The sequence below is a fragment of the Pseudomonas sp. R4-35-07 genome (assembly GCF_003852235.1).
Lineage (GTDB): Bacteria > Pseudomonadota > Gammaproteobacteria > Pseudomonadales > Pseudomonadaceae > Aquipseudomonas.
Map to the genome: position 1 here is coordinate 2,713,523 of NZ_CP027732.1, position 24,209 is coordinate 2,737,731.

General features: G+C 60.7%; 20 protein-coding genes. 15 read left to right on the forward strand and 5 right to left on the reverse strand.

Annotation, left to right across the window (positions count from 1 at the left end):
* The first annotated feature begins 41 nt into the window (after window positions 1-41).
* Genes C4J89_RS12415 through C4J89_RS12450 form a run of 8 tightly spaced genes read left to right on the forward strand, consistent with a single transcriptional unit; the run spans window position 42 to window position 8,595 of the window.
* A complete protein-coding gene (locus C4J89_RS12415) occupies window positions 42-173 on the forward strand; it encodes a type VI secretion protein (protein ID WP_124362636.1) in 132 nt (43 codons plus the stop codon).
* A gap of 18 nt (window positions 174-191) precedes the next feature.
* Window positions 192-980, forward strand: coding sequence for a type VI secretion system-associated FHA domain protein TagH (gene tagH, locus C4J89_RS12420; RefSeq protein WP_124414569.1), 789 nt, complete (start codon window positions 192-194; stop codon window positions 978-980).
* Window positions 981-985: 5 nt separating this feature from the next.
* Window positions 986-1,471: a type VI secretion system lipoprotein TssJ gene (gene tssJ, locus C4J89_RS12425; RefSeq protein ID WP_124370543.1), complete on the forward strand. Its 486-nt coding sequence runs from the start codon at window positions 986-988 to the stop codon at window positions 1,469-1,471.
* Window position 1,472: 1 nt separating this feature from the next.
* Window positions 1,473-2,801 (forward strand): type VI secretion system baseplate subunit TssK, encoded by a 1,329-nt coding sequence (tssK, locus tag C4J89_RS12430; protein WP_124414570.1) that lies wholly within the window; start codon window positions 1,473-1,475, stop codon window positions 2,799-2,801.
* A gap of 5 nt (window positions 2,802-2,806) precedes the next feature.
* Window positions 2,807-3,664: a type IVB secretion system protein IcmH/DotU gene (gene icmH, locus C4J89_RS12435; RefSeq protein WP_124362640.1), complete on the forward strand. Its 858-nt coding sequence runs from the start codon at window positions 2,807-2,809 to the stop codon at window positions 3,662-3,664.
* Window positions 3,665-3,683: 19 nt separating this feature from the next.
* Window positions 3,684-7,040: a type VI secretion system membrane subunit TssM gene (gene tssM, locus C4J89_RS12440; protein ID WP_124362641.1), complete on the forward strand. Its 3,357-nt coding sequence runs from the start codon at window positions 3,684-3,686 to the stop codon at window positions 7,038-7,040.
* A 5-nt stretch (window positions 7,041-7,045) separates the two neighbouring features.
* Window positions 7,046-7,756 carry a PP2C family serine/threonine-protein phosphatase gene (locus C4J89_RS12445; RefSeq protein ID WP_124416017.1) on the forward strand — a complete coding sequence of 237 codons (711 nt, stop codon included), beginning with the start codon at window positions 7,046-7,048 and terminating at the stop codon, window positions 7,754-7,756.
* Window positions 7,753-8,595, forward strand: a complete 843-nt coding sequence (locus C4J89_RS12450) for a serine/threonine-protein kinase (protein ID WP_124414571.1) — start codon at window positions 7,753-7,755, stop codon at window positions 8,593-8,595. Before C4J89_RS12445 ends, C4J89_RS12450 begins: the two co-directional genes overlap by 4 nt.
* An 8-nt stretch (window positions 8,596-8,603) precedes the next feature.
* Here C4J89_RS12450 and C4J89_RS12455 read toward each other — a convergent pair whose 3' ends face one another.
* Together C4J89_RS12455 and C4J89_RS12460 are read right to left on the reverse strand one after the other, a co-directional pair.
* Window positions 8,604-8,933 (reverse strand): DUF6388 family protein, encoded by a 330-nt coding sequence (locus C4J89_RS12455; RefSeq protein WP_124362644.1) that lies wholly within the window; start codon window positions 8,931-8,933, stop codon window positions 8,604-8,606.
* Between the two features lie 11 nt (window positions 8,934-8,944).
* Window positions 8,945-9,223: a hypothetical protein gene (locus C4J89_RS12460; protein WP_124362645.1), complete on the reverse strand. Its 279-nt coding sequence runs from the start codon at window positions 9,221-9,223 to the stop codon at window positions 8,945-8,947.
* A gap of 317 nt (window positions 9,224-9,540) precedes the next feature.
* Here C4J89_RS12460 and C4J89_RS12465 point away from each other — a divergent pair, with 317 nt between their 5' ends.
* Window positions 9,541-11,610: an EAL domain-containing protein gene (locus C4J89_RS12465; RefSeq protein WP_124414572.1), complete on the forward strand. Its 2,070-nt coding sequence runs from the start codon at window positions 9,541-9,543 to the stop codon at window positions 11,608-11,610.
* Window positions 11,611-12,293: 683 nt separating this feature from the next.
* On the opposite strand, the gene C4J89_RS12470 is transcribed toward C4J89_RS12465, so the two are convergent.
* The 3 genes from C4J89_RS12470 to C4J89_RS12480 are packed head-to-tail and all read right to left on the reverse strand — an operon-like array spanning window position 12,294 to window position 15,577.
* A complete protein-coding gene (locus C4J89_RS12470) occupies window positions 12,294-13,136 on the reverse strand; it encodes a metal-dependent hydrolase (RefSeq protein WP_124414573.1) in 843 nt (280 codons plus the stop codon).
* Window positions 13,137-13,151: 15 nt separating this feature from the next.
* Window positions 13,152-14,042 carry an SDR family oxidoreductase gene (locus tag C4J89_RS12475; protein ID WP_124362648.1) on the reverse strand — a complete coding sequence of 297 codons (891 nt, stop codon included), beginning with the start codon at window positions 14,040-14,042 and terminating at the stop codon, window positions 13,152-13,154.
* Window positions 14,039-15,577 (reverse strand): NAD(P)/FAD-dependent oxidoreductase, encoded by a 1,539-nt coding sequence (locus C4J89_RS12480; RefSeq protein WP_124414574.1) that lies wholly within the window; start codon window positions 15,575-15,577, stop codon window positions 14,039-14,041. The genes C4J89_RS12475 and C4J89_RS12480 overlap by 4 nt, the downstream gene beginning before the upstream one ends.
* A gap of 267 nt (window positions 15,578-15,844) precedes the next feature.
* Between C4J89_RS12480 and C4J89_RS12485 the strand changes: the two genes are divergently transcribed.
* The 6 genes from C4J89_RS12485 to C4J89_RS12510 all read left to right on the forward strand — a co-directional run bounded on the left by C4J89_RS12485 (window position 15,845) and on the right by C4J89_RS12510 (window position 24,104).
* The gene (locus C4J89_RS12485) at window positions 15,845-16,843 is read left to right on the forward strand and encodes an alpha/beta fold hydrolase (protein ID WP_124414575.1); all 999 of its coding nucleotides are present in this window, start codon (window positions 15,845-15,847) and stop codon (window positions 16,841-16,843) included.
* A gap of 298 nt (window positions 16,844-17,141) precedes the next feature.
* Window positions 17,142-18,422, forward strand: a complete 1,281-nt coding sequence (locus tag C4J89_RS12490) for an alkane 1-monooxygenase (protein ID WP_124414576.1) — start codon at window positions 17,142-17,144, stop codon at window positions 18,420-18,422.
* Between the two features lie 125 nt (window positions 18,423-18,547).
* The gene (gene praA, locus C4J89_RS12495) at window positions 18,548-19,051 is read left to right on the forward strand and encodes an alkane oxidation protein activator PraA (protein ID WP_124414577.1); all 504 of its coding nucleotides are present in this window, start codon (window positions 18,548-18,550) and stop codon (window positions 19,049-19,051) included.
* Between the two features lie 118 nt (window positions 19,052-19,169).
* Window positions 19,170-19,655: an alkane oxidation protein activator PraB gene (gene praB / locus C4J89_RS12500; protein WP_124362653.1), complete on the forward strand. Its 486-nt coding sequence runs from the start codon at window positions 19,170-19,172 to the stop codon at window positions 19,653-19,655.
* 201 nt (window positions 19,656-19,856) lie between these two features.
* Complete coding sequence (locus C4J89_RS12505; protein WP_124414578.1) at window positions 19,857-21,302, forward strand: outer membrane protein transport protein; 1,446 nt, start codon at window positions 19,857-19,859, stop codon at window positions 21,300-21,302.
* A gap of 279 nt (window positions 21,303-21,581) precedes the next feature.
* Window positions 21,582-24,104: an acyl-CoA dehydrogenase gene (locus tag C4J89_RS12510; protein WP_124414579.1), complete on the forward strand. Its 2,523-nt coding sequence runs from the start codon at window positions 21,582-21,584 to the stop codon at window positions 24,102-24,104.
* Window positions 24,105-24,209 lie beyond the last annotated feature (105 nt).

The following is a 24,209-nucleotide window of genomic DNA, read 5'->3' on the forward strand; positions in this document are numbered from 1 at the left end:
CGATATGAAGTCGGCGGGCCTTTTCACCGAGGAGAAACCTGATGCCTGATCGTCCGTGGCACGTCGTCGTGCTTGTGTTGTGTCTGCTTGGCGGTTGTAACGCCAATTACGTATTCGATGATGCCCAATACCGTCCTTTGGGTGAGCCCCAGGCGGTGACCCGTGGCCGATAAGAAAGAGGGAGCTTGACCATGCGGCTTGTGTTTGAGGTAAGTGAGGCCGCAGGCGCAGACCCTGTGTCCACGGTGCGCAAAGTGTTTGACGGCGTGGGCGGTGTGATTGGGCGTGGCTCTGGCTGTGACTGGGTCATCCATGATCCCAGCCGGCTGCTCTCCAGTCACCACGGTTTGGTGGGTTACCGCGAAGGTCGTTACTTTCTGACGGATATCAGCAGCAACGGTATCGGCATGGCAGGCAGTTGCGAACGGTTGCACAAAGGGCAGGCGCGATTGATCGAAGATGGCGACGTGTTCGAACTGGGTGCGCTGTCGATACGTGCGCGGTTGATGGAGCCGACTCCACTTTTGCGTGAGCAGCCCATCACCACGGGAGTGCCGATTCCCGACGATGCTTTCCTGGCCCTGGACCCGTTGCGGGCACTGGACCTTGAGCATCAGCGACATAGCACCTCGGATGAACTGGCAGCTTTGAATGCGGGCGTTGGCGAGCCCGGAGAGTGGGCGGACCGGCACGCCGCCGACCGTGAGCATGTGGCAATGCCGTGCCGGGTGGAGCCCGTCAAGCAGCTTCCCGTAGCGGACTCTGTCGCGACGGCACCGCCGCCGGATGACGTCTTCTGGACGGAGTTTGCTGCGGCGCTGGGGCTTGACCTGGGCCGCCTTGACCACGTTGCCCGAAAGGCGCTGGCGATCAAGGTGGCGCGCCTTTGTCGGCTGGAGGTTGAACGGCTGCAACACAGCCGGGCCTTTGAAGAACAGGTTCGCCTGATCTCAACCCTGCACAGCGATTATCCAGGATGATGTCCATGTATCGAGTCACCCTCACGCCCCTGTTGCTCACGCTCGGCCTGTTGGCTGGCTGCAGCGCCGTATCGCCTTTTTCGACATTGACCAAACTGGACCTGGTACTGACCGCCAGTGAGCAGGTCAACCCGGACCTTCATGGCCGACCCTCGCCGGTCGTGCTGCAACTGATTGAACTGCGCCATGGCGTAGCTTTCGAGAATGCCGATTTCTTCAGCCTGTATGACCACGCCGAGCAGGTATTGCCAAAGGACTGGGTGAGCAGCGAGGAAATAGAGCTGCGCCCAGGGGACCGACTGGCGCTCAAGCTGAGTGTCGGGCCAAAAAGTCATTTTGTGGGCGTGCTGGCGGCGTACCGAGACTTGCCGCACGTTCAATGGCGGCTGCTCGTTCCGCTCACCGCGCAGCAATTGAACCGTGCCGAGCTGGTACTGGACCACGACGGAATCCGGCTTGCCGACCCGCGCTCCGGCAAGGAGGTGCAGTGATATGCACGCGCATAAAGTCATTTGGCAGGAAGGCATGCTGTTGCGGCCGCAGCACTTGCAGCACAACGACCGCCATTACCAGCAACAGCTCAACCAGACGCGTTTGCTGGGTCCTGACGCCTGGGGCTTCCTCACGCTGGAACTCGATGTGCAGTACCTCAACCTGGGCAAACTGGTGGTCACTCAAGCCAGCGGTGTATTGCCGGACGGTAGCCTGTTCGACCACGGCACCGCGATGGAGCCTCTGGTATTACAGGTACCCGCCAACCCAGGGGAACAGGCTGTTTACCTGGCGCTGCTGCTGGCAACCGGCAATCAGATTGAAGCCCGCCAACCGGAGCAGGGCGATGTCCTGGCGCGCTACCTCGCTTGTGAGGTGGAGGTAGGTGATTCGAACGCCGGTGCCGACGCTCGCTGTCGGATTCACTGCGCGCGACCTGATTTGCGTCTCCTGCTGGGTGAGCAGCACAGGGAACAGGGCTTCGTCAGACTCAAGGTCGCCCAGGTGCTGGAGTCTACCGATGCGGGGGGCGTGCGCCTGGATGCGGAGTTCGTCCCGACGTTCATTTTTATGCAGGATCGCGGGTATGTATCGTCTTGTCTCAAGGAGGTGATCGGCCTGCTGGCGTCGCGGGGGGATGCCATCGCGGCGCGGATCCGGGGCGAGAGCAGCGCCGCCGGCACGCAGGTGGGCGATTTCCTCATGCTGCAAGTGATCAATCGTACCGAGTTGGAGCTGCGCCACTGCTTGAGCCAGGCCCAGGTTCGCCCTGAAGCGGTGTTCCGCGCACTGGTGGCGCTGCTCGGTGAGTTGTCGACGTTCGCCAGCGATAGCAGGCGCCCGGCGCTGGATGTGCATTACCGGCACGCTGACCAGGGGGCAAGTTTCCGGGGGCTGATGGAGGCTGTGCGTACGGTGCTGTCGGTCGTGCTGGAACAGCACTCCATCGAGTTGCCATTGCAACAACGTCAGTACGGCGTATTGGTTTGCCCGGTCAGCGACCTGAAATTGCTGGGTACGGCGACGTTCATCCTGGCGGCTACGGCGCAGTGTGATTCGGAGGCCTTGCGCCAACGCCTGCCGGCGCATTTGAAAGTCGGCGCGGTTGAGCGCATACGCGAATTGGTCAATCTGCACCTGGCGGGTATCAAGGTCAAACCACTGCCCGTGGCGCCGCGCCAGATCCCGTTCCACGCCGCCAAGACCTATTTCATGCTGGACATGAATGCCCGCGATATCGCGCAGCTGGAGCAGTCGGGTGGCTTCGCGTTCCATGTCGGGGGCGAGTTCGCCGGGCTTGAGCTGACCTTCTGGGCCATCAGGAATTGAATGCTATGGACAGTGAATACTCGCAGGACGAAAAAACCGTCCTGCTCGATCGCGACGGCCACGGGCCCGCGCAAGGGCCGCTCACGGAGTTCCCGGCGCCGCCGCGCTATGAACAATTGCAGGACCGGATGATCTACGCGAGCCAAGCACTGGGTGCGCACAGCTTCACCACAGCGCTCAATCCCCTCGTGGTCGCCGCCTGGGAGCTATTGTCGCAAGTGGTCCAGCTCAAGGGCTGCTCCGGTCGGGAAAACCTCATCACGATCAACGACCGATTGTCATCCGCGGTGACTCAATTCGAAACCCGTGCCTTGCAGGGGGGCGTTGAAAACACCCAAGTCATGTCTGCGCGCTACGTGTTGTGCAGCGTGATCGACGAAGCAGTCGTCACCACGTCGTGGGGCGCTCGAAGTGACTGGTCGAAGGTGAGCCTGTTGAGTCGCTTTCATCACGAGACGTTTGGCGGCGAGAAAGTATTCCAGTTGCTGGAACGCCTGGCGCGCGACCCGGTAAAACACTTGGCGATGCTGGAGCTGGTGTACCTGTGCCTGTCCCTGGGGTTCGAAGGTAAATACCGGGTGATGGAGCGGGGGGTAGTGCAACTCGAAGCCGTTCGCGATGGCCTGTATCGACAGATCAGGCAGGTGCGAGGCAATCCACCGTCGGCGTCGGTGTTGCCGGAAGGGCAGGGGCGCACGCGACGCAGGCACGTACGCGTCATTCCGGTTGGCGGGTGTGTGGCCTTCACGCTGTGCGGTTTGCTCGCGATGTACACGGGATTCGCCTGGGTGTTGGAGCGAGAAAGGGCAAGTGCGCTGCAAAGCCTTCAATTGTCGGCGTCGGATCTTACCCGCACGCCCTAGTAAACGCAGGGAGCAACGAATGAACGCATTCTTCAAGGGCGTGGGCGCCGTGCTGGCCAAGGTTTGGGTGTGGAGCCTGATGCTGGTGCTTTGCTGCGCTGCATTTGTGTGGTACGCCGGACCGCTGTTGGCCGTGGACGACCACCGGTTCTGGCAAAGCGCCACTGCCCGCCTGTTGACCCTCAGCGTATTGTTTCTACTGTGGGGATTGGCGATGGTCCTGGCTGGCGGGCGCCGTGCTGCAGGACTCGAAAGGCCGGCTCCGCCAACCGCTCATCCGCCATTGAGAGCGGTGGAGGACGAGCAGAAGCACGTCCGTGGACGTTTCAAGGAAGCCCTTCATCGGTTGAAAACGTCTGCGCGCTATGGCGAGCGCAACGCACGTTGGCGCCATGATTTGCCCTGGTACCTGGTGATCGGTGAGCCGCGCAGTGGCCAGACCCAACTGTTGGCGGCAGCGGGTTTGCAGTCACCGTTCGATCAGGTTGACACGCGGCCGACGGGCGGCAGCGGGCAGTGTGACTGGTACTTCGCCGATGAAGGGGTGCTTATCGACACGCCAGGGCGCTATCTGATTCAACCAGACCGTTCGGTGGATGCCGCCGGCTGGACCACGCTGTTGGCCAGCCTGAGGTGGCGGCATCGAGTGCGCCCGCTCAACGGCGTGGTGGTGACGCTGTCGGTAGACAGGCTCCTGAGCGGTAATGAGCATGACCTGGAGCAACTGGCGCGCCATGTCCATTCGCGCGTGCAGGAAATTCAGCAGGTGCTGCAGGTGGACGTACCCCTCTATCTGGTGGTGACCCAGGCCGATCGACTGGCGGGGTTCATCGAGTACTTCGACTCATCGTCAGGGGACGATGTCGGAGCGGTGCTGGGCCAACCTCTGGAGGCTGACAAGGCGGGCAATGACATCACCCAGGTTCGCCGAGCGTTCGAGCAATTACTGCAACGTTTGCACGGCGAACTGATTGAGCGATTGCATCAGGAGCGCGATGTCGAGCGCCGCGGGCGAATGCTTGATTTTCCCCAGCAGACCGCGCAAATAGGCGAGCGTTTGTGCCTGTTTATCGAGTGGGCGTTTTGCGCCCATCGCTACCAGCGCATCAGCGGCTTGCGCGGGTTCTACCTGACCTGTGCCAGCGACAGCCGCAGCCATTTCGTGCAGGGCCTGTTCAGTCGGGTGATCTTTGCCGGAGCGGACCTGGCCGCCTTGCAGACCCGGGAGCGCCAGCGCATCTGGCGGCGCAATGGGTTGCTGGGGATGGCGGCTGCGCTGGTCCTGGCGGGTGCCGGGGGGCTGTGGATGCACAGTTACGCGGCCAACCAACAACGTTTGGCTCATATCGCTGCACTTAGCGCCCCCGTCGTGCAGGGTAGCGATGAAACCTTGACACTCCTGGCGCTGCTGGACGCTCGCTGGGCGGCGACCCAGGTGTTTCCCACACCAGGCGACACTCCGCTGATCGAGCGAGCCGGCCTGTATCAGGGCGAGGTCAGCCGACCGTGGGTGGCGCGCGCCTATGAGCAGGCGTTGCAGCAGCGACTGCTGGGCCGCACCGTTGCCCTGCTCGAAGAGCAGGTACGCGCCAGCCTCGGCGATCGCGAGCGCCTGCTCGACAACTTGCGTGCGTACCTGATGCTCAATCTGCGCGAACGCCGGGATACCGCGTGGTTGGCGCAGCATATGGCCAGCCATTGGTCGCTGCGGTTTCCCGGTGATATGCCGGTACAGAAGCGCCTGAATGAACATTGGGCGCGACTGCTTGAGCAGCCATTTTCCGCCCGCCTCAACGACGAGTTGGTGGCTCAGGCGCGGGCCGCGCTGCGGGGCGAGTCATTGGCCGACGTGGTGTACCGGGTGCTGCGCGAACAATCGCGCGACCTGGAGCCGTTGCGTCTGGCCGAGGGCAAGGTCTTTGCCGCCATCGATCCACCGGTTCCTGGCTTCTACACCAAAAGGTATGTGCAGTACTTCGAAGCGCAAGGCCCCAGGCTGGTAAACGCCATCGCCCAGGATAACTGGGTACTGGGCGAAGGCACTGACTTGAGCAACCAGGATCTGCAGCGCTTGATGATCGAACTGCAACAGCGCTACTTCAGTGAGTATGCCCAGGCCTGGAGCGACGCCCTCGGTCGCGTCAGGCTGCTGCACACCGACGGCCTGCGCGAGGATGCCGAACGGCTCGCGGGGCTGACGTCGGCCCAATCGCCAGTCCTTCTGCTATTGCAGCAGCTTCGTGAAAATACCCGTTTACTGCCGGGCCTGGAGCTGCCAGCAACGATGGCCCAGCCGTCAGGCGCGTTGGGCGTGATCGCCAAGGCTGCGGTGGCGCAGGGGCAGGCTGCCTTGGGCGACTCGGCACGCCGGGCTTTGCAGCGGCGTTTTGAACCCTTGCATCAGTTGCTGGATGAGCAGCAGAACCCCAGCGCGGAGCTGGCCCAGGGGTTGCGCCTGCTGGACCAATTGCACCTGCAATTAGCGACGCTGAGCCGTGAGGGTTCGCCGGAGCAGGCGGCCTTTTTGCGGGCAAAGCGGCGGATGGACGGCCAGCAGGACGTGCTGGGCGACCTGCGTGCAGCGTCCAGCCGTTTGCCGCTTCCGCTTGCCGGTTGGTTTGAAGGGATTGGCGATCAGACGTGGCGCCATTTATTGGACCAGGCCTATGCCCATGTCAATCAGCGCTACCAGAGCGAGGTGCAGGGGCTTTACGCCAGGGCGATTCGCCAACGGTACCCGTTCAATGCCCACGCGACGAGTGATGTGGCCCTTGACGATTTTCGTGAGTTCTTTAAACCCCAAGGCGTGTGGGCGCGTTTTTACGAGGGGTACCTGCGCTCGTTTGTCACTGCGGATGGCACGCGCTACCGGTTGCGTGGGCTGGACGGACAGGGTTTGCCGATCTCGCGTTCGCTGCTGGATCAACTGACGAAAGCCCAGGTTATCCGACGCAGCTTTTTCACCGAAGATCAGGGAGAGTTGGCGGTGGGCTTTACCTTGGCGCCCTACAGCCTGGATCAGTCGGTCAACCGAGCGATCCTGCGATTGGGTGAAAAGCAGTTGGAATACCGGCACGGCCCGATCATACCCATGACGTTCCGGTGGCCCATCGAAGCAGATAACGGACGCGCCAGCCTCGTACTGGAGAGGGGGGGCGAATTGCGCCCCCTGGGTATCGAGAAGAGCGCCGGCGCCTGGTCGTTGTTCCGGTTTTTCGACTTGCTGCAACGCGAGCCTGCGAGTGACCGCAACGCGCAGATCGTCAAGGCTGACCTGGCCGGATTGCGCGCCAACTACCTGCTGACCAGCCAACGGACACCCAGCCCATTTGAGATGGACACGTGGCGCACCTTCCGTCTGCCGGAGCAACTGTGAACCAGATGCGGCCCACATGGCGCAGCGCCGGGCGTACACAGCGCGGGCAGTCACGGCCGCGCAATGAGGATGCCCTGCTCGATTGCGCGCAAGGAGGCTGTTGGGCGGTGGCGGACGGCATGGGCGGGCACCGGCAGGGCGATCTCGCGAGCGAGTGGGTGATCAGCAGCCTGGCTTCGTTGTCGGCGCAGGGCAGCCTTGACCAGCGGGTCGATGCGGTTCGACAACGGCTGCAAGGTGTCAACCGGCGGCTGGCGGATGCGCGGCGCACCGGCAGTGCGACGATGGGGAGTACGGTGGTCACACTGTTGCTGGATAACGGGCGTGCGGCCTGTGTGTGGGCGGGGGACAGCCGCTGTTATTTGTGGCGTGAACAACGCCTGTACCAGCTGTCGAAAGATCATTCGCTGTTGCAGCGCCTCATGGACGAGGGGCAGTTGAGTGCGACGCAAGCTCGGGCCCACCCTGACGCCAGAGCCTTGACCCGGGCCATTGGCGCGCACGCGTCATTGCGGCTTGCGGTGCTGGAGCTCAGGACCCGCCCTGGCGATGTGTTTTTATTGTGCAGCGATGGTCTCTACCAGGCACTCAGCCATGTCCAGCTGGGCCTGGCGTTGAGTGCAGGCGGGCCGCAGCAGGTCGTGGAAAGATTGTTCGCCAGCGCGTTGCGCGCCCCGGCACGCGATGATTTGACCGCCGTCGTGGTGCACTCATGAGTGCGGCATCAACTCCCCCGGTTTTGCTCGTTGGCCGCTACCACCTTGAGCAGGTCGTGGGCCGGGGCGGGATGGGCGTGGTGTACCGTGCGCGCGATCTGTTACATGAGCAATTTGGCGAGCCTTGTTCCGTTGTGGCGCTCAAGCTGCTGGACGAGTCTTTATCTGCATGCCCGGACGCCCATGTATTGCTGTTCAGCGAGTTTGCCCTGGCGCGCCGCCTGCGACATGAGCGCGTGGTGAGGGTGTATTCGTTTGAGGTGGATACATCCAGCCAGATCGCCTTTTTTACCATGGAGCTGCTGCATGGCCTGACGCTGGACCGACTGCTTGTGGAATGCCCTGATGGATTGCCGTGGGCAGAGCTGCAACCGATTGCCCTGCAACTGCTGGACGCGTTGGTTTATGCCCATCAACACAACGTGCTGCATGGCGATATCAAACCGGCCAATGTCATGGTGGGCGAAGCGGGCGTGCGTTTATTCGATTTCGGCCTTGGGCAGTCATTTGCGCAGACCCCGGCGGACTTGGCGGCGGTGAATCGCAGCCGGTTGAATGCCTGGACCCGGGCCTATGCGGCGCCTGAATTACTGGCGGGTGGCGCGTTGACGCCCGCTGCGGACCTCTATGGCGTGGCGTGCATCCTGTATGAGCTGGCCCAGGGCAAGCGCCTCGGGGAACGTCAACCGGGCGCCGGGCTGCCTCGGCCCAGGCAGTTGCCCCGACGTTGCTGGCCGGCACTGCACACCGCCTTGGCGCTAGACCCGCAATGCCGGGCCCTGACGGTCGCCGAGTTGCGGCAGGTCATGGGGTGCAGGCGGCTTCGCTGGTTCGGCTAGCCAGAACGTCAGCCAGCCAGGTCATGCAGTTGGCAGTAGTCGGCCCAACTCATGCCGGCCATCTGTGCGACTTCCTTGTGCACCTCGAGGCGCTGAGTTTCGAAGGCTTCGCTGGACTCGGCAGTCAGCTTGAGGGTCAGCTCCCAGGCGAACAGGCCCTGGCGCTCGGCCTGCGCCTCGAACGCTTCATACAGACGCTCGGTACGATACTGCGCCACGGTTTCTCCCCTGGCCTGGGCAGCCAGTGGGTTGAGGTTGTTCAATTCAGCGGCCACATCCGGGTGTTCGTGCAGGAACCGGTCCAGTGCGCGTTGATAGTTATCGCCAGGTGCTGACAACGCCAAGCCCCTCAGCGAGAGAGAGGAGAGTCGACGTCGGGCGCGTGCCCGTCGACGTGACGCCGAGCGCGCTTGCGCGACCTGCGCTGGAGCCAGCGTTGCAACGGTGCCAGTAAAAAGAACATCAGGTAGGCGACAAGCACCAACGTCAAATCTATCCAGGTCTCCGCGACGGGCCCGGTATACAGTTCGATGACGTTCTTGATGATAAATAACAGCGCCACGCTGCACAGCCACAACAGGATGGTGACAAATAGGGGGCGCATGGTGCTGGACCGCTTATGGTGCATGGTAAGGCTCTCTCTCCTTTGTGCCTGCTTCTGGCCAGGCAATATTCCCTGAGTGGGCACCCGGTGTTAACCAGGTTGTAACATCCTTTAACAAACGGAAACGCGGCGGATAATACCGACTCAGACAGGTTTAGGGGATGACTCAGGTCAGAAAGTTCGATTTTTTATCTAGGAATTTTCACAGCCCCCAGGTTTTTTTTGCTGAAAAGCCCGGTGAGATGGCAAAAAGCTTTCGCGCCGAGCATCAGGGCGTGTAGCGTTGACGGGTATTCCGGCGCTGATCTCCAGACCCCGCGAATACGGGCAGAGGGCGGCTCATGGCGCAAACGCTGTTCAAACTTTTCCTTACCCAGCGCCTGGCGGCCCTGGCCAGTATCGAGTCGTTGCGTGCGATTCGGGAGGGATTGTTGTGGATCCTGCCGTGCCTGTTGGTGTCTGCCATTTTCCTGATCCTGTCCGAATGCGCCAAGGTGCTGGGCTTCAGCCCACCAACAGTGAGCTTTCTTTCGGGCCTGCATGACCGGATCAGCTCGGTGATTCCACTGCTGGTCGCCGCTTCCATTGGCTATATGCTGGCCATTCAGCACCGCTTGCCACAACTGCCAATAGCCTTTTTGTGCCTTGCCAACGTAGTGGTGGCCACGTTTCTTTTGCGCGAATACCCTCGGGCTTCGGCCACCTTCCTGCTGTTCATTGCCATCGCGTCGCCGCTGATCAATGTGCCGGCCATCGCCTGGTTGCACCGTTTGCGTTGGACTCGCCTGGTGAATGAAGACCTGATCGGACACAACCTCAAGGGCACGATCAACATGGTGCTGCCCGGTGCGATCACTGCGCTGGCATTGGTGGTGGTGTTGTCGTTGCTGCTGCAGATCCCCTATGTGGCGCAACTGCAGGGACCGCAGGTGCTCAATGCGTTACAGGCGCCTTACGGCAGCGGTTTGTTTGTGACCTTGATGAACTCGCTGTTGTGGTTTTTCGGGATTCATGGCGTGTACGCCATGCAGCCGCTGTTCGACGTGCTGGATCAAGCTGTGGTGCTCAACGGCGCAGCGCTGGCGGCGGGTGAGCCGGTCCAATACCTGCTTAACAGCGGCCTGTTGGGCAGCTTCGCATTTATCGGTGGGTCGGGCGGCGCGTTGTGCCTGCTCCTGGCAATCCTGCTGTTTTCCAGGAGCCAGTCCATGCGGTTGCTGGCGATGGCCAGTTTGCCGCTGTCGTTATTCAATGTCAGCGAAGTGCTGTTGTTCGGTTTGCCGATCATCCTCAACCCGCGGTTGTTCATACCCTTTCTGTTGGTGCCGGCGGTCAATGCGACGGTGGCGCTGGCGGTGGTGCAACTGGGTTGGGTAGCACCGGCCGTGGCCAGCGTGCCGTTTACCGCACCGGTGTTTCTCAATGCTTACCTCAGTACCCATGGCGACGTCGCGGCCGTGGTATTGCAGGTTGTACTGATGGGCCTGGGGACGCTGGTATATGCGCCGTATGTACGGGCGATCCATCGCCAGGCAAGTGACGGCGGCACGGTATACCTCAAATCCCTGGACATGACATTTCGCGGCCTGGAGGAGAAGGGGCGGTTGCTGGAGTTCGACCCGGTACTCGCGTCGCACCGCGCCCTGGCCCGGCAGGCCATTGAGTTGAACCGGATCCAGCAGATCAGCGACTACGAGTTCTATCTTGAGTTTCAGCCCCAAGTCTCCACCCGTACCGGCCTGTGTACCGGCTGCGAAGCCTTGATGCGCGCCCGGGACAGCGAGGGCACGGTGCATTCACCCTGGGAGTTCCTGCAATGGTTGGCACAGGCCCGGTTGATGCCGGATGTGGACGTGTGGGTGGCGTCCCAGGCCGTACGCCAGTATCAACAGTGGAAGAAGGCCGGTTTTGAATTGCCCATGACCATCAATGTCTCCAGCGTCACCCTCAAGGACGCGGCTTATGGTAATCGCCTGGTGGAAATTCTCGCCCAGGCCCAGGGCTGGGTGTCGGTGGAAATCACCGAAGATGCGCTGGTCAGCGATATCCAGGCGACCCGTCAGACCATCCAGAAACTGCAGGCATTGGGGGCAAAGGTATATATCGATGACTTTGGCACCGGGTTTTCGGCGTTGAGTTACCTGCATCAGTTTCCGGTGGACTTCATCAAGATCGATCGCAGCTTCGTGGTTGCACAGCACGATCCCAAGGGCGCTCAGGTGCTGACCGGCATGCTGCGTTTCTGTGAGGCGCTTAACCTGGGCGTGGTGGTGGAAGGGGTTGAGACCGCCGAGCAATTGGCGTTTCTGAATACGGGGGCTGAGTTGTTCATTCAGGGCTGGTATTTCAGCAGGGCATTGCCGGGACATGAAGTGCCGCAGTTTGTGCGCCAGCGGGCGGGGTTGGCGTGATCTGGCAGTCATGGGCTTAGGTATCTACACAACTTTGTAGCAGCCTACGGTAACCACGATGCGAAGCGAGTCGCTCTTGATCTTGCTTTTGATCTAGGCGCCCCGTTAAACCACGCTGGCCGGAATTCGACAGTGATTTGGGGGGTAAACCGGCAGGGATGCCGGTTTAGCCGCCCCGCGCCATGGATGGCGCGTGGCGGCGGCCCCCCAAATCGCTGTCGGATTACGGGCACACCGAGCCTAAGCGAGGTGCCGAGTGGTGGGGCAAGAGCGTTTTGCTTACTTTTGCGCTTTTCAAAAGTGAGACGCCGTAAGGGCGGAACCCATAGCAGCCGTTACCGCAGCAACGGATATGTACTCGCTCGGATCCAACATCCTGGTCGGCTGTCAGGCCGCCATCGGGGGCAAGCCCCCTCCCACATTTAGGTCGCGGGGTATCAGTTAGAGAGACTTCGGCTCCTGAGCCGTCACAGGTTCAGGGCCGTGCCAAAGTTGTGTAGATACCTATGGCCATCGGGAGCAAGCCCCCTCCCACATTTGGAACGCGGGGCATCAGTTAGAGAGGCTTCGGCTCCTGGGCCATCACAAGTTCAAAGCCGTGCCAAAGTTGTGTAGATACCCATGCAGTCATGGGGCCGACCGCTCTGGCAGTCGGCCCCGTTCAAATGCAGCACGCCGGCGTGCTAGACCGCCTCGTAGCCCCGATTGGTCCGCTCGATCTCCTCGACCAGTGCGTCAATTCCCTCCAACCGTGCCCGATTGTCATGGTCCCAAGGATGAAAACCCGGTTTGAAATAGTGCAGCCACGGCCGCAGCATGCGCGCAAAGATGCCCTTGGGGGCATACAGAAACTTGAGCATGCGCCAGAACCCCCGCAGATGCCCACCCGACTTGCGGTCGGCAATCAACAGGCGCACATGGAAATCGAGCACCACCAGCCAGAACAGCAGCGTGGTAAACAGCATGGTGCCGGTGCGCAGCAAGTAGCGCTTGGGCCCAGGCGTGATCACCCGGTTCCACACATCGAAAGCCACCGCTTTATGTTCGGTTTCCTCAAGGGCGTGCCAGTACCACATCTGCTGGTAGCCCTTGAGTGAGTCGCCGAAACGCGACGGGTCGCTCAGCAGGATTTCCGCGAGCATCGCGGTGTAGTGCTCAAGGGCGATGGTCACCGCGAGGTTAAAGGACGGCGGCAGGTGTTTCTTTTGCAGGTCGAGGAAGAATTTCAAGCGGCGATCGAGGCTGTGCGCCGGCAGGCCTGCCGCTTGCAGCAGGTCGTTGTAGGCCACGTGTTCCCGGCTGTGCATGGCTTCCTGGCCGATGAAACCCTGGATCTCTTTCTTGAGGTCCGGATCGTCGATGCGGGAACGGTAGTGGCGCACGCTGTCCATGAAAAACAGCTCGCCCTGGGGAAACAGCAGCGACAGGGCATTGAAAAAGTGCGTGATGAACGGGCCTTCTTCATGCCAGTTGGTGATGCGCCCGGCAGGCAGGGCGAAGCGGATATCACGGCGAATCGGCAACATGGGGTGTGCTCCTGTTCAGAGACGGGGCTCGTCGTTGGTTTCAAACACGGGCGTGCGTGGTTTGGGCGCCATACGCCTGCTGGCAAACACCACCAGCGCTTGATAGGCCGCCGGCAGGCAACGGGCGAGCAGGTCGAGCAAATACGCGTCGCGGCCGATCAGCACGCGGCGTTTGTTTTTGCGCACGCCTTGCAGGATCACCTTGGCGGCCTGGTCGGCGTCGGTGATAAACAGCTTTTCGAAATCGGCGCGTGCCTGTTGTTCGCTATGGATAAGGAAACCGGTCATGTTCGCGTCAATCCGGCTGCTGCGGCAGATGTCGGTGCGAATTCCGCCAGGATGCACGCAGGTGGCGGAGACGCCGCAGCGTTGCAGGTCCAGCTCCTGGCGTAGCGCTTCGGTAAAGCCGCGCACCGCGAACTTGCTGGCGTTGTAGCCACTCATGCCGGGCTGGGCGAACAGGCCGAACACGCTGGAGGTGTTGACGATATGCCCGTCGCCGCTGGCCTTCAGGTAAGGCAGGAACGCCTTGGTGCCATGCACCACGCCCCAGAAATTGATGCCGACGATCCACTCCAGGTCGGCATAGTCCACGCCTTCCACGGTGCTCGACAGCGCCACTCCGGCATTATTGAAGACCAGGTTGACCTGGCCATGCTCGGCCGCACAACGCGCCGCCCACTCCAGCATGGCTTGACGGTCCGAGACATCCAGTACCTGAGTGGTGACGGTCACCGGCGACAGGGTCGAGGTCCTGACCAGGTCCCGTGTGCGCTCCAGCCCCTGGCTGTTCTTGTCGGCCAAGGCCAGGTGGCAACCCTCCCGTGCCAGGGCCAGTGCCAGTGCGCGACCCATGCCGGAGGCCGCTCCCGTGATTGCCGCCACGCGGCCGGTGAATGACTTCATGACAGACTGCCTTCTGTGGCGCAATGAGGGGTGGGTGCGGGGCGCGGCACAGGCACAACGGGCGCCCGGCTGACCACATAGTCCTTGAGCGCAAAATGCCGGGTGACTTGCTTGAAGCGCCACGTCGAGCCGGGCCACAGCGTGGTGTTCTTGCCGGTACGCGGGTCGAGGTACCAGCTTTGGCAACCGCCGGTATTCCAGATGGTGCGCTTGAGCTTGCCTTGCAATTGCTCGTTGTAGGCCTGCTCCACGGCGGGTTTGACCTCCACCATGGCGATGCGTTGGCGCTGCATCTGTTGCAACGCATCAAGGATGTAAGCGACCTGGGCTTCGATCATCAGAATCATCGAGTTGTGCCCCAAGCCGGTGTTGGGCCCGACGATCAGGAACAGGTTGGGATAGCCCGGCACCGTGGTGCCTTTATAGGCATGGGCGCCGTCGTGCCAGGTGTCCATCAGGTCGACGCCGTTGCGTCCGATGATGCAGCCACGGGGCAGGGGATCGGCAGCCTGGAACCCGGTGCCGAAGATCAGGCAATCGGCGGGGTGCTTGATGCCGTCAGCGGTGATCACGCCATCGGCTTCGACCCGCAGCACCTGGTCGCTCACCACCTCGACATTACTGCGTGACAACGCCGGGTAGTAGTCGTTGGAGATCAGCACACGCTTGCAGCCGATGGTGTAGTCCGGCGTCAGAATCTTGCGCAGGGAAGGGCGGGCCACTTGTTTGCGCAAATGACGCAGGGCGATTTTCTGCACCATCTTCATCAAGCGCGGGTGCAGGGCAAAGCCCACCACACGGCCTTCCAATGCCCAATAAAAGGCGCTACGCACCAGCCTTTGGGTCACTGGCAGATGCTTGAACAGCCAGCGTTCGACATGTGAGATCGGCCGGTCGGGTTTGGGCATGATCCAGGGCGGCGTGCGCTGGAACAGGTCCAGATGCGCCACTTGCGGCGCAATCTGCGGCACGAACTGAATAGCACTGGCGCCGGTGCCGATCACTGCCACGCGCTTGCCCTTCAAACTGTAGTCATGGTCCCACTGCTGCGAGTGGAAACGCTTGCCTTTGAAACTGTCGAGCCCAGGAATATCCGGCAATGTAGGACGCGACAGGCCACCCATGCCCGACACCAGCACTCGCGCACTGACTTGGCGGCCATCGCTGAACGTCAGTTGCCAGCGTTGCTGCTGATCATCGAACACCGCCCGTTGAAGGCCCATGCCGAAACGCAGGTACGGCGCCAGCCCGAAACGCCGCGCGCATTGCTCCAGGTAAGCGCGAATCTCCGCTTGCGGGGCAAATTGGCGCGTCCAGTCGGGGTTGGGCGCAAAGGAAAAGGAGTAGACATGGGACTGCACGTCACAGGCACAGCCAGGGTAGTGGTTGTCACGCCACGTACCGCCGAGTGTGTCGGCCTGCTCAGCGACGAAGAAATCGCTGAGCCCGGCTTGCTTGAGTTTGATCGCCATGCACAGGCCGGCGAAGCCCGAGCCGATGATGGCGATGTCGATTGCGTCGCTGTGGGCATTCATAAGCGGTCCTTGGTGGGCATCGGATGTGCTCCTGTTTTTCTTTTGTGTTTTAGATAGAACACCATTGCAAAGGAAAACTGAATTAATTATTTTAAAAAAGATTTTAAATAATCTACCTGAAAATTTCGCCTACGCTAGGACCTTGTTCGATCTATGCGACTTGTCCGACAGACGCGCATGGAGGCTGGGTCCAAGGTGTGGACGAAGGTTGAGGCCTTGATCAATCCCGATCAGGTCGCCAGCAGCAGGGAAGCAGAGGACCGAGCTATGGCTGTCGAGTGGGTTGTCGCTGCAGGTGTAGTGATAGGCGCGAGCGCTGTGTTGTGGGCTTTCAGCGCCTGGATGACACGGCGTATTGAAACCGCCGTTTCGATCAACGGGCGCGTCGTCGAGGTGGATGGCGAGCGCTTTCATTATGTAGACGAAGGCCAAGGCCCAGCGCTGGTGATGATCCACGGGCTGATGGGCAGCAGTCGCAACCTGACTTACGCGTTATCCGGTCAGTTACGTGGGCAGTTCCGCGTCATCAGCGTCGATCGCCCAGGGTCGGGCTACTCCAGTCGGCACAACCACACGGCGGCAGACCTGCCGGCCCAGGCGCGCCAAATGGCCGCTTTTATCAAAACCCTCGAGCTGGATCAGCCGCTGGTGCTTGGGCATTCCCTGGGCGGTGCGGTCGCCCTGGCATTGGCCCTTGACCATCCGCATGCGGTATCCGGCTTGATCCTGGTGGCGCCCTTGACCCATCCCCAGCGCATGCTGCCATTGGTGTTCCTGTCCTTGGCGGTGCGCCCCGCCTGGCTGCGACGCTGGGTGTCGCGCACCTTGACCCTGCCCATTGGCCTGTTGACCAAGGGCGCGGTGGTCAAGGGCGTATTCGCCCCCGATGCCGCCCCGCCAGACTTCGCTACGCGCGGCGGCGGTTTGCTGGGGATGCGTCCCGAGAACTTCTACGCGGCGTCCACTGAGATCAACCGAGTCAACGATCACTTGCCGGACATGGTCAAGCGCTACCCGCAATTGACGTTGCCAATCGGCCTCATCTACGGCGCCCGGGACAACGTGCTCGACTTCCAGAAACACGGTCAGGGCCTGGCCAGCAAGGTGCCCGGGCTGAAGCTGCAGGTGGTGGAAGACCGAGGGCACATGTTGCCGATTACCGCCACAGAGCGAGTGGTGGCGTTGGTCGAGCAGACCGCCAAACGGGCTGGGCTTGCACGAAGCGCCGCCGTATTGCAGCCCTCGTTTGCCTTGGCGGGCAAATAACCATGTCATGCGATCTGCGGTTCCAGCGCGTCGACGCCCGCCCTAGACACTTGGCCGGCGCTCTGAAAAAGAGACTGCCCGGTCACACAAAAAGGCCCGGATAAACTGGTTGACGACCTAACGATTCCGCGCTATTTATTTAAAAAATTATTTCAATTTCTAATTTGAAACATTTTTTGAAATGCCTAAGAGCGAATAAAATAATGAAAAAAACGCCTTTTATCGCATGGTTGATGTCTTGGAGCGGCCAGCGCTCCGCCCTCCTGTTTGCTGCCTCCGCCTGCGCTCGGAGGTGGGCATGAACCCGTCCCTGGCGATGCCAGGCGTCTGGGCCGACGGCAAGCGTTACCTGTGGTGGCTCGGCATCATGCCCCTGGCGACTCCACTGCTCTCGGGGGCCCTGGCTATCGGCACCGGTATTCAGCAACTGTGGTGGATCGGTGTGCTGGTCATCTTCGGCTTGATCCCATTGATCGACGGCCTGTTGGGTGAAGACCTCAGCAACCCGCCGGAATCTGCCGTCAGCCATCTCGAATCCCAGCGCTACTACCGTTGGATCGTCTATACCGGCGTGCTGTTTGTGATCGCCTCGGTCGTGATCACCGGTTGGCTCGCCGCCGGCGGCATTGACTGGATTATCGGCGGCGGGCTGCTGCGGGCCACCGCGACGCTCGATCCGTCGAGCGGGCTGGCACATGCCGCAGCGTTCATTAGCGCCCGCACCGAGTTGCACGGCCCCGTCAGTGGTTTCACTTATCTGGGCATGGCGATGTCCACCGGGGCCGCTACCGGTATCGCGATCAACACCGCCCATGAGCTGGGGCATAAACCCAAGCCATTGGAAGTGTTCCTGGCCAAGGTCACGCTGGCGCCGACGTTCTACGGGCACTTCTACACCGAACACAATCGTGGCCACCACGTACGCGTCGCCACACCGGAAGATCCGGCCAGTTCGCGCCTGGGTGAAAGCTTCTGGGCCTTCCTGCCGCGCTCGGTATGGTTCAGCGCTCGCTCGGCCTGGAACCTGGAGCGCGAACGCCTGCGCAAACTTGGCCTGCCGGCCTGGCACTGGAAGAACGCGGTGCTCAGCGCCTGGATGTACAGCGTGCTGCTCTGGGGCGCGATGATTGCCTGGCTGGGCGCGGCAGTGATCCCGTTCCTGCTCATCCAGGGCATCTACGGTTTCTCGTTGCTGGAAGTGGTGAATTACGTCGAGCATTACGGCCTCAAGCGCCAGAAATTGCCCAACGGTCGTTATGAGCGCTGTTCGCCGCGGCACTCCTGGAACAGTAATCGAATTGTCACCAATATCTTCCTGTTTCAATTACAACGGCATTCCGATCATCATGCCAACCCCACGCGGAGTTATCAGTCGTTGCGCCACTTTGATGAGTCGCCGCAACTTCCCTATGGTTACGCGAGTATGATTGTCTGGGCCTATGTACCGTACTTGTGGCGGCGCCGGATGGATCATCGTGTATTGAATCATTATGCCGGTGATATCAACTTGGCTAATCTCCAGCCTTCACAGCGCTTGAAGTATCTGGAGAAGTACAGCGGCGAAGCCAAGCCGTTTTAATTTGAAATAAAAAACGCGTTTTTCGAGTGTATTTCGATAAGGATTTCTACGTCGATTGTTTGTTAGCTTAGTTACAAGATGGTTGTTTACCCGAACGAAAATAATTTCAAGAGAAGGGCGTAAACATGCAAGTAACTCAGGTCACTATAAAGTTCACCGTTAAAGTCGTACTGGCCGCGCTGGGCCTGATCGCGTGGCATCACGCACAGGCCGCCCGTATCGAACCTGCCGGTAGCGCGTTTACAGCCCAGGGCCCAATCAGCTTCTCCAAAGGCGCGTTGATCAGTGCCGACTGCACCATCAAGGTGGCCGGCAAAGTGACGGCCGATGGGACATCCGTCAATATCGACAAAGTGGCGTTCGATGGCGGGCTCAAGTGCAGCCGGGTCGAAGCTATTAATTTGCCATGGGTCTTGATTGCAAAGGATACAAAAAGCGGCTCGATGTCGAAGATCAGCGTCGACGTGCATGCATTCGGTCTGGGCGGCAAGTGCGGTCCTTCTACCGCAGTCGGTACGTGGGATAACGCCACCGGCAAGTTGGAGGCTGTCAATGTACCTATTGGTGATGATTGCACCATTAAAACGGTGTCAATCAAGATGCCGCCTGATTTCAAAGTAGTTGAATAAGGTTGTCGGATTTAACTGAATTTGGCTGGAATATGAAGCTCTGCAGTTTTACAGGTGGCTTCGTGTTCATGGTCATTACCCCAGGCGAATAACTCGCCATTACATGTGAGGCAAAATAATGAAAAGCTTGAAAACCCTCGTTTGTGCAACTTCGTTTGCAATGTGCTTCGGCGCCGCGTCGATGGCCAGTGCGGCTTCCGTCTCTCCGGACGGTCCGTTCTCGACTAACGCAGGCACCATCGTGGTGAAGTCGCCTTCGTCTTTTGGCGCGGCAGTGACATGCGGTATCACTTTTACCGGCAACGTTAGCGGTGGCGTGGCCTCGATCAACGGCGCAACGCTGACCGGCGGCGGTCTGTGCGCTTTGCCAACGCTGACTAACCTGCCTTGGGTATTGACTGCCTCGACGGGCACCACCGGTACCGTGACCAATGTCGGCTACAAGATCAGCTCGATCCCAGCCACCAACTGCGGACCAACCCCTATCGCAGTCAACTGGGCTGCAGGGACCAAAACCCTTTCGGCCGCCAATCAGTCGCTGAGCGGAAACTGCACTGTGGTTTCGCTGAACGTTGTGGCCCCGACGCTCACGGTAAACCCGTAAGCGCGTGACTCCGTAAAGGGCTGATCACCCGTTGAAATGCCGGCGCCCCCCGCGAGGCGCCGGTCAACGGTAAATCGCCTTCGCTTATCACCCATCCCTGATTGTCATACACCGTTCCAGTACAGGCGCTTTTGAACAACGCTCCATGGCTACACGACCCACCGGCAGGGGCCGGGCGCACATAATAATAGGGAGTACCGCATGAATAATAAGAAACAACACGCTTACACGTTACTGGGACTGGCCCTGCTGGGAGGCCTGATCACTACGGGGCATGTGCAGGCGGGCGGGTTTTCCACGCCCACTTATGGCGCCCCCGGTTGGGGCCGCGCATTTGGTGGCGGTTCTCTGTTCAAGAATGACCCGAGTGCGGCGTACAACAACCCAGCGGCCATGGCGTTCATCGATTCAACCATCGTGCAGCAGACCGTCGATTACGCCCGGATCAAGATCAAATATTCCGGCCAGGCGTATGACCATAACGGCAACCCGGTGACCAACACGCCAGTGCTGGATGACCAAGGCAACCTGGGCGATCCGACCCTCAATACCAATAATGGCGGCCAGGGCGGTTTCACCGCATGGCTGCCCACTGGTTTTATGGTCATGCCCATCGGCGACCGCTTCGCTTTTGGCCTGAGCCAGGTCGTACCCCAAGGTATGAAAAGTACGTGGAACGAAAACTCAAAGCTGCGGGATTTCGCGGTCGACACCAAAATCGAGACCATCGGCCTGACAGGCTCCCTGTCGTTCAAGGTCAATGATGAATTTTCGGTCGGTGGTGGTGCCATCGTTCAGCGCAGCCAGGGCAACGTCAGCCAGAACGTCGATCTGTTGGCTGCCGCAGATGTTTCTCCCGGGCTTGGCGGCACTGGCTTTCCGACCGGTGTCGGGCATTCCCTGATACGCGTGAAAGTCGACAACATCTCGGTGGGCTGGTTTGGTGGGGTGGTGTGGAAACCGACGCAGCAAGACACGCTGGGCTTGAATTACCACGCCAAGATCAAAAACAAGATGACCGGCAAGTACGATGTTTATACAGACGCCATCGGCCGTAATGCGATGACCAACCCGATTGGTCCGAACGGAGAGACGCTGGTTGAAATGGCCTATCCTGGCCTCAATCTGTTCCCGGATGGCGCGCATGCCAGTACTCAATTGGATATCCCGGCGACTGCTGCGATTGACTGGGTCCATCAGTTCAATGACCGCTGGACGCTCGGTGTGAGTGCGCAGTGGACTGAGTGGTCCTCATTTCAGGACCTCACACTCAAGTCGCAGGGCTCGACCATTGTTGCCATTCCCTACAACTACAAAAACGCGTGGATGACCTCAATCGGCGGCGATTACAAAGCCACCGACGAGCTCACCCTGCGTGCAGGTGTGGCGTATGACCAGACGCCTACCCGTAACTCCACCCGCGATCCGCGGATCCCTGATGGCGATCGTTATTTCCTGGCGTTTGGTGCCGGGTACGACATCAAGGCAGTGCCAGGCCTGTCAGTGGATGGCGCGTACTCGCACCAGTTCGTCGAAAAGGTCAACCTGAAAACCAAGAACGTTGATCGCCTCGGCGCTGCTCAACTGGACGGGAAGGCTGAGTCGTCAGGTGACGTCGTGAGCTTGTCGGCGACCTATAAGTTCTAGTCACGTACCTGACCGTGTTGAAGCCGGGTATTCAGCGCATCTTGAGACCCGGCGCACACTGACACGCTTACAGAACAATCCGCAGAACCTAATCGGAGCCACATGACTGATGCAATTAGGCTGCCTCGTTCAGCCCTGAATATTTTCGCCAGACCATTAAATATAAATTTCAAAACAAAATTTGAATTTATTTTCCCGAGTTTGTAGTGTGGCTCTACGCCCCGCTCAATCCGAGCGGTCCGCACGGGTGCCACGCCCTGAATCAAGTAGAGGTATCCCATGGTTATCTGGTTATTGGTGGGTTTCGTTACGGCGATTGCCCTGGCGTATCGACAAGCCGCTGCCACCCTGTGGCTGGGCGCCGGCCTGGTATGGCTGGCGGCTGGCTATCTGTTCAACGCAGTGGCCGCATTCGGCGCTACCGTCGCAGCGGTGCTGGTGGTGTTGCCGGCCTTGTTGCTGGCGATCAAACCCCTGCGCCGCGTGCTGTTGACCCGCAAGGCCCTGGGGCTGTTTCGTACGATCATGCCGGCGATGTCCGACACCGAACGTGCGGCCATCGAATCGGGAACCGTGTGGTGGGACGCCGAGCTGTTCAGCGGCAAGCCCAACTGGCAGCGCCTGCTGCAAGCCGCGCCGGCCAGCCTGAGTGCCGAGGAGCAGGCGTTCCTCGACAACGAAGTCGAAACCCTGTGCGACATCGCCAACGATTGGGAAACCACTCAGGTGTGGCAAGACATGTCCCCCGAGGGCTGGCAGTACACCAAGGATGCCGGCTTTCTCGGCATGATCATTCCCAAGCAGTACGGCGGCAAAGGCTTCTCCCACTACGCGCACTCACAAGTGGTGATGAAGCTGTCGACCCGCTGTTCGGCCGCGGCCATTTCGGTGATGGTGCCCAACTCCCTGGGGCCCGCCGAACTGCTGCTGCATTACGGCACCGACGCCCAGCGCAACTATTACCTGCCGCGTCTGGCGCGGGGTGAGGATATTCCGTGCTTTGCGCTGACCAGCCCATATGCAGGCTCCGATGCCGGGGCCATTCCCGACGTGGGGATTGTGTGCAAGGGCATGCACGAAGGCGAGGAGGTGCTGGGGTTCAGCGTGACCTGGGACAAGCGTTACATCACCCTCGGCCCGATTGCCACGGTGCTGGGCCTGGCGTTCCGTGCCGAGGACCCGGACGGTTTGCTCGGTGCCGCAGGTGCCTTGGGCATCACCTGCGCGCTGATTCCCACCTCCCATCCAGGCGTGAACAGCGGCCGTCGCCACTGGCCGCTGAATGCGGTATTCCAGAACGGTCCGACCACCGGCAAGGATGTGTTCATTCCGCTGGAATGGGTGATCGGCGGTCGCGAACAAGTCGGCAACGGCTGGCGCATGCTGATGGAATGCCTGGCGGCGGGCAGGGCGATTTCACTGCCGTCGGCCAACGTCGGCCTGGGCAAAGTGGCGGTCCGTGGCACCACCGCCTACGCTGCGATGCGTAAGCAGTTCGGCCTGCCCATCGGCAAGTTCGAAGGGGTGCAGGCACCGTTGGCCCGCATGGCCGGGCACTTGTATGCCTGTGATGCGGTGCGCAAGGTGTCGGTGGCGTCCCTGGATGCCGGCGAGAAACCTTCGGTCATCTCGGCCATCGCCAAATACCACGTCACCGAGCGCGCGCGAATGATCGTCAACGATGGCATGGACATCGTCGCCGGCAAGGGCATCTGCATGGGGCCCAATAATTTCCTGGCGCGCGCCTATCAGCAAAGCCCCATCGCCATCACCGTGGAAGGCGCGAACATCATGACCCGCTGCCTGATCATCTACGGCCAGGGCCTGATCCGCTGCCATCCCTATGTGCTGCGCGAAATGGAAGCGGCGCGCAACCCGGACCAGCGCAAGGCCCTGCAGGCGTTCGACAGCGCGATGTTCGGCCATGTGAGTTTTGTACTGGCCAACACCGTGCGTGCCACGGTACATGCGCTGACCGCTGGCCGGCTGATTTCTGCGCCGGCCAAGACTGACCCGGCGCTGGCTTCCTACTACCGCCAGGCCAATCGTCTGTCGGTGGTGCTGGCATTGGTCTCGGACGTTTCCATGGGGGTGCTGGGGGGCGCCCTCAAGCGCAAGGAAAGTATCACCGGGCGCCTGGGCGATATGCTGTCGCAGTTGTACATCCTGTCTTGCGTGCTCAAGCGCTTTGAGGACGACGGCCGGCCCCAGGCCGACTTGCCGCTGGTGCATTGGGCGGCCCAGGACGCATTGCTGCGCGCCCATGAAGCGCTGGCCGAAGTGCTCGACAATTACCCGTCCAAAGCCGCTGCGGCGGTGCTGCGGGCCTTGAGTTTCCCGTTTGGCATTCCTTTGCGCAAACCGTCGGATCGCCTGTTGGCCCAAGTCGCCGAGGTCGTACAGACCCCCGGCGAAACCCGCGACCGTTTGCTCGCCAACTCCTACATCCCGCGCCCGGAAATCGACAAGCTGGCCTATGGCGAACTGGGGTTCCGCCTGTTGCCCCAGGTGGAACTGATCGAGGCACGGCTCAAGCCCGTCATCAAGCAAGGCCTGCTCGCGCCGATGCCGATCTCGGCCACGGCCTTTACCGGCTGGCGCGTCAAGGCACGGGCGTTGGATCTGATCAGCGACGACGAAGACGCTTTGCTCGCACGCTATGTGGAATACGCCGACCACGGCATCCAGGTCGACGATTTCCCGCAGGACTTCGGTTTGCTCGAGGCCCTGCAGCAGCGCAAGCAGGCGTTGGAGCCCGCCAAGCGTCGCGCCAGCCAAAGCGAGAACGCTTCGGTCAATTAATCCAAACGCGGTCCGAATGTGGGAGGGGGCTTGCCCCCGATAGCGGTGGCTCAGATGCAGATTCACTGACTGACACTCAGCTATCGGGGGCAAGCCCCCTCCCAC

What these genes read in the sequence shown, in the direction of transcription:
- tssK (WP_124414570.1), top strand. Translation starts at nt 1,473, where the DNA reads ATGCACGCGCATAAAGTCATTTGGCAGGAAGGCATGCTGTTGCGGCCG.
- icmH (WP_124362640.1), top strand. Translation starts at nt 2,807, where the DNA reads ATGGACAGTGAATACTCGCAGGACGAAAAAACCGTCCTGCTCGATCGC.
- tssJ (WP_124370543.1), top strand. Translation starts at nt 986, where the DNA reads ATGTATCGAGTCACCCTCACGCCCCTGTTGCTCACGCTCGGCCTGTTG.
- C4J89_RS12480 (WP_124414574.1), bottom strand. Translation starts at nt 15,577, where the DNA reads ATGAATGCCCACAGCGACGCAATCGACATCGCCATCATCGGCTCGGGC.
- C4J89_RS12460 (WP_124362645.1), bottom strand. Translation starts at nt 9,223, where the DNA reads ATGCACCATAAGCGGTCCAGCACCATGCGCCCCCTATTTGTCACCATC.
- C4J89_RS12485 (WP_124414575.1), top strand. Translation starts at nt 15,845, where the DNA reads ATGGCTGTCGAGTGGGTTGTCGCTGCAGGTGTAGTGATAGGCGCGAGC.
- tagH (WP_124414569.1), top strand. Translation starts at nt 192, where the DNA reads ATGCGGCTTGTGTTTGAGGTAAGTGAGGCCGCAGGCGCAGACCCTGTG.
- C4J89_RS12470 (WP_124414573.1), bottom strand. Translation starts at nt 13,136, where the DNA reads ATGTTGCCGATTCGCCGTGATATCCGCTTCGCCCTGCCTGCCGGGCGC.
- C4J89_RS12505 (WP_124414578.1), top strand. Translation starts at nt 19,857, where the DNA reads ATGAATAATAAGAAACAACACGCTTACACGTTACTGGGACTGGCCCTG.
- praA (WP_124414577.1), top strand. Translation starts at nt 18,548, where the DNA reads ATGCAAGTAACTCAGGTCACTATAAAGTTCACCGTTAAAGTCGTACTG.
- C4J89_RS12510 (WP_124414579.1), top strand. Translation starts at nt 21,582, where the DNA reads ATGGTTATCTGGTTATTGGTGGGTTTCGTTACGGCGATTGCCCTGGCG.
- C4J89_RS12445 (WP_124416017.1), top strand. Translation starts at nt 7,046, where the DNA reads ATGCGGCCCACATGGCGCAGCGCCGGGCGTACACAGCGCGGGCAGTCA.
- C4J89_RS12475 (WP_124362648.1), bottom strand. Translation starts at nt 14,042, where the DNA reads ATGAAGTCATTCACCGGCCGCGTGGCGGCAATCACGGGAGCGGCCTCC.
- C4J89_RS12465 (WP_124414572.1), top strand. Translation starts at nt 9,541, where the DNA reads ATGGCGCAAACGCTGTTCAAACTTTTCCTTACCCAGCGCCTGGCGGCC.
- C4J89_RS12450 (WP_124414571.1), top strand. Translation starts at nt 7,753, where the DNA reads ATGAGTGCGGCATCAACTCCCCCGGTTTTGCTCGTTGGCCGCTACCAC.
- tssM (WP_124362641.1), top strand. Translation starts at nt 3,684, where the DNA reads ATGAACGCATTCTTCAAGGGCGTGGGCGCCGTGCTGGCCAAGGTTTGG.
- C4J89_RS12415 (WP_124362636.1), top strand. Translation starts at nt 42, where the DNA reads ATGCCTGATCGTCCGTGGCACGTCGTCGTGCTTGTGTTGTGTCTGCTT.
- praB (WP_124362653.1), top strand. Translation starts at nt 19,170, where the DNA reads ATGAAAAGCTTGAAAACCCTCGTTTGTGCAACTTCGTTTGCAATGTGC.
- C4J89_RS12490 (WP_124414576.1), top strand. Translation starts at nt 17,142, where the DNA reads ATGAACCCGTCCCTGGCGATGCCAGGCGTCTGGGCCGACGGCAAGCGT.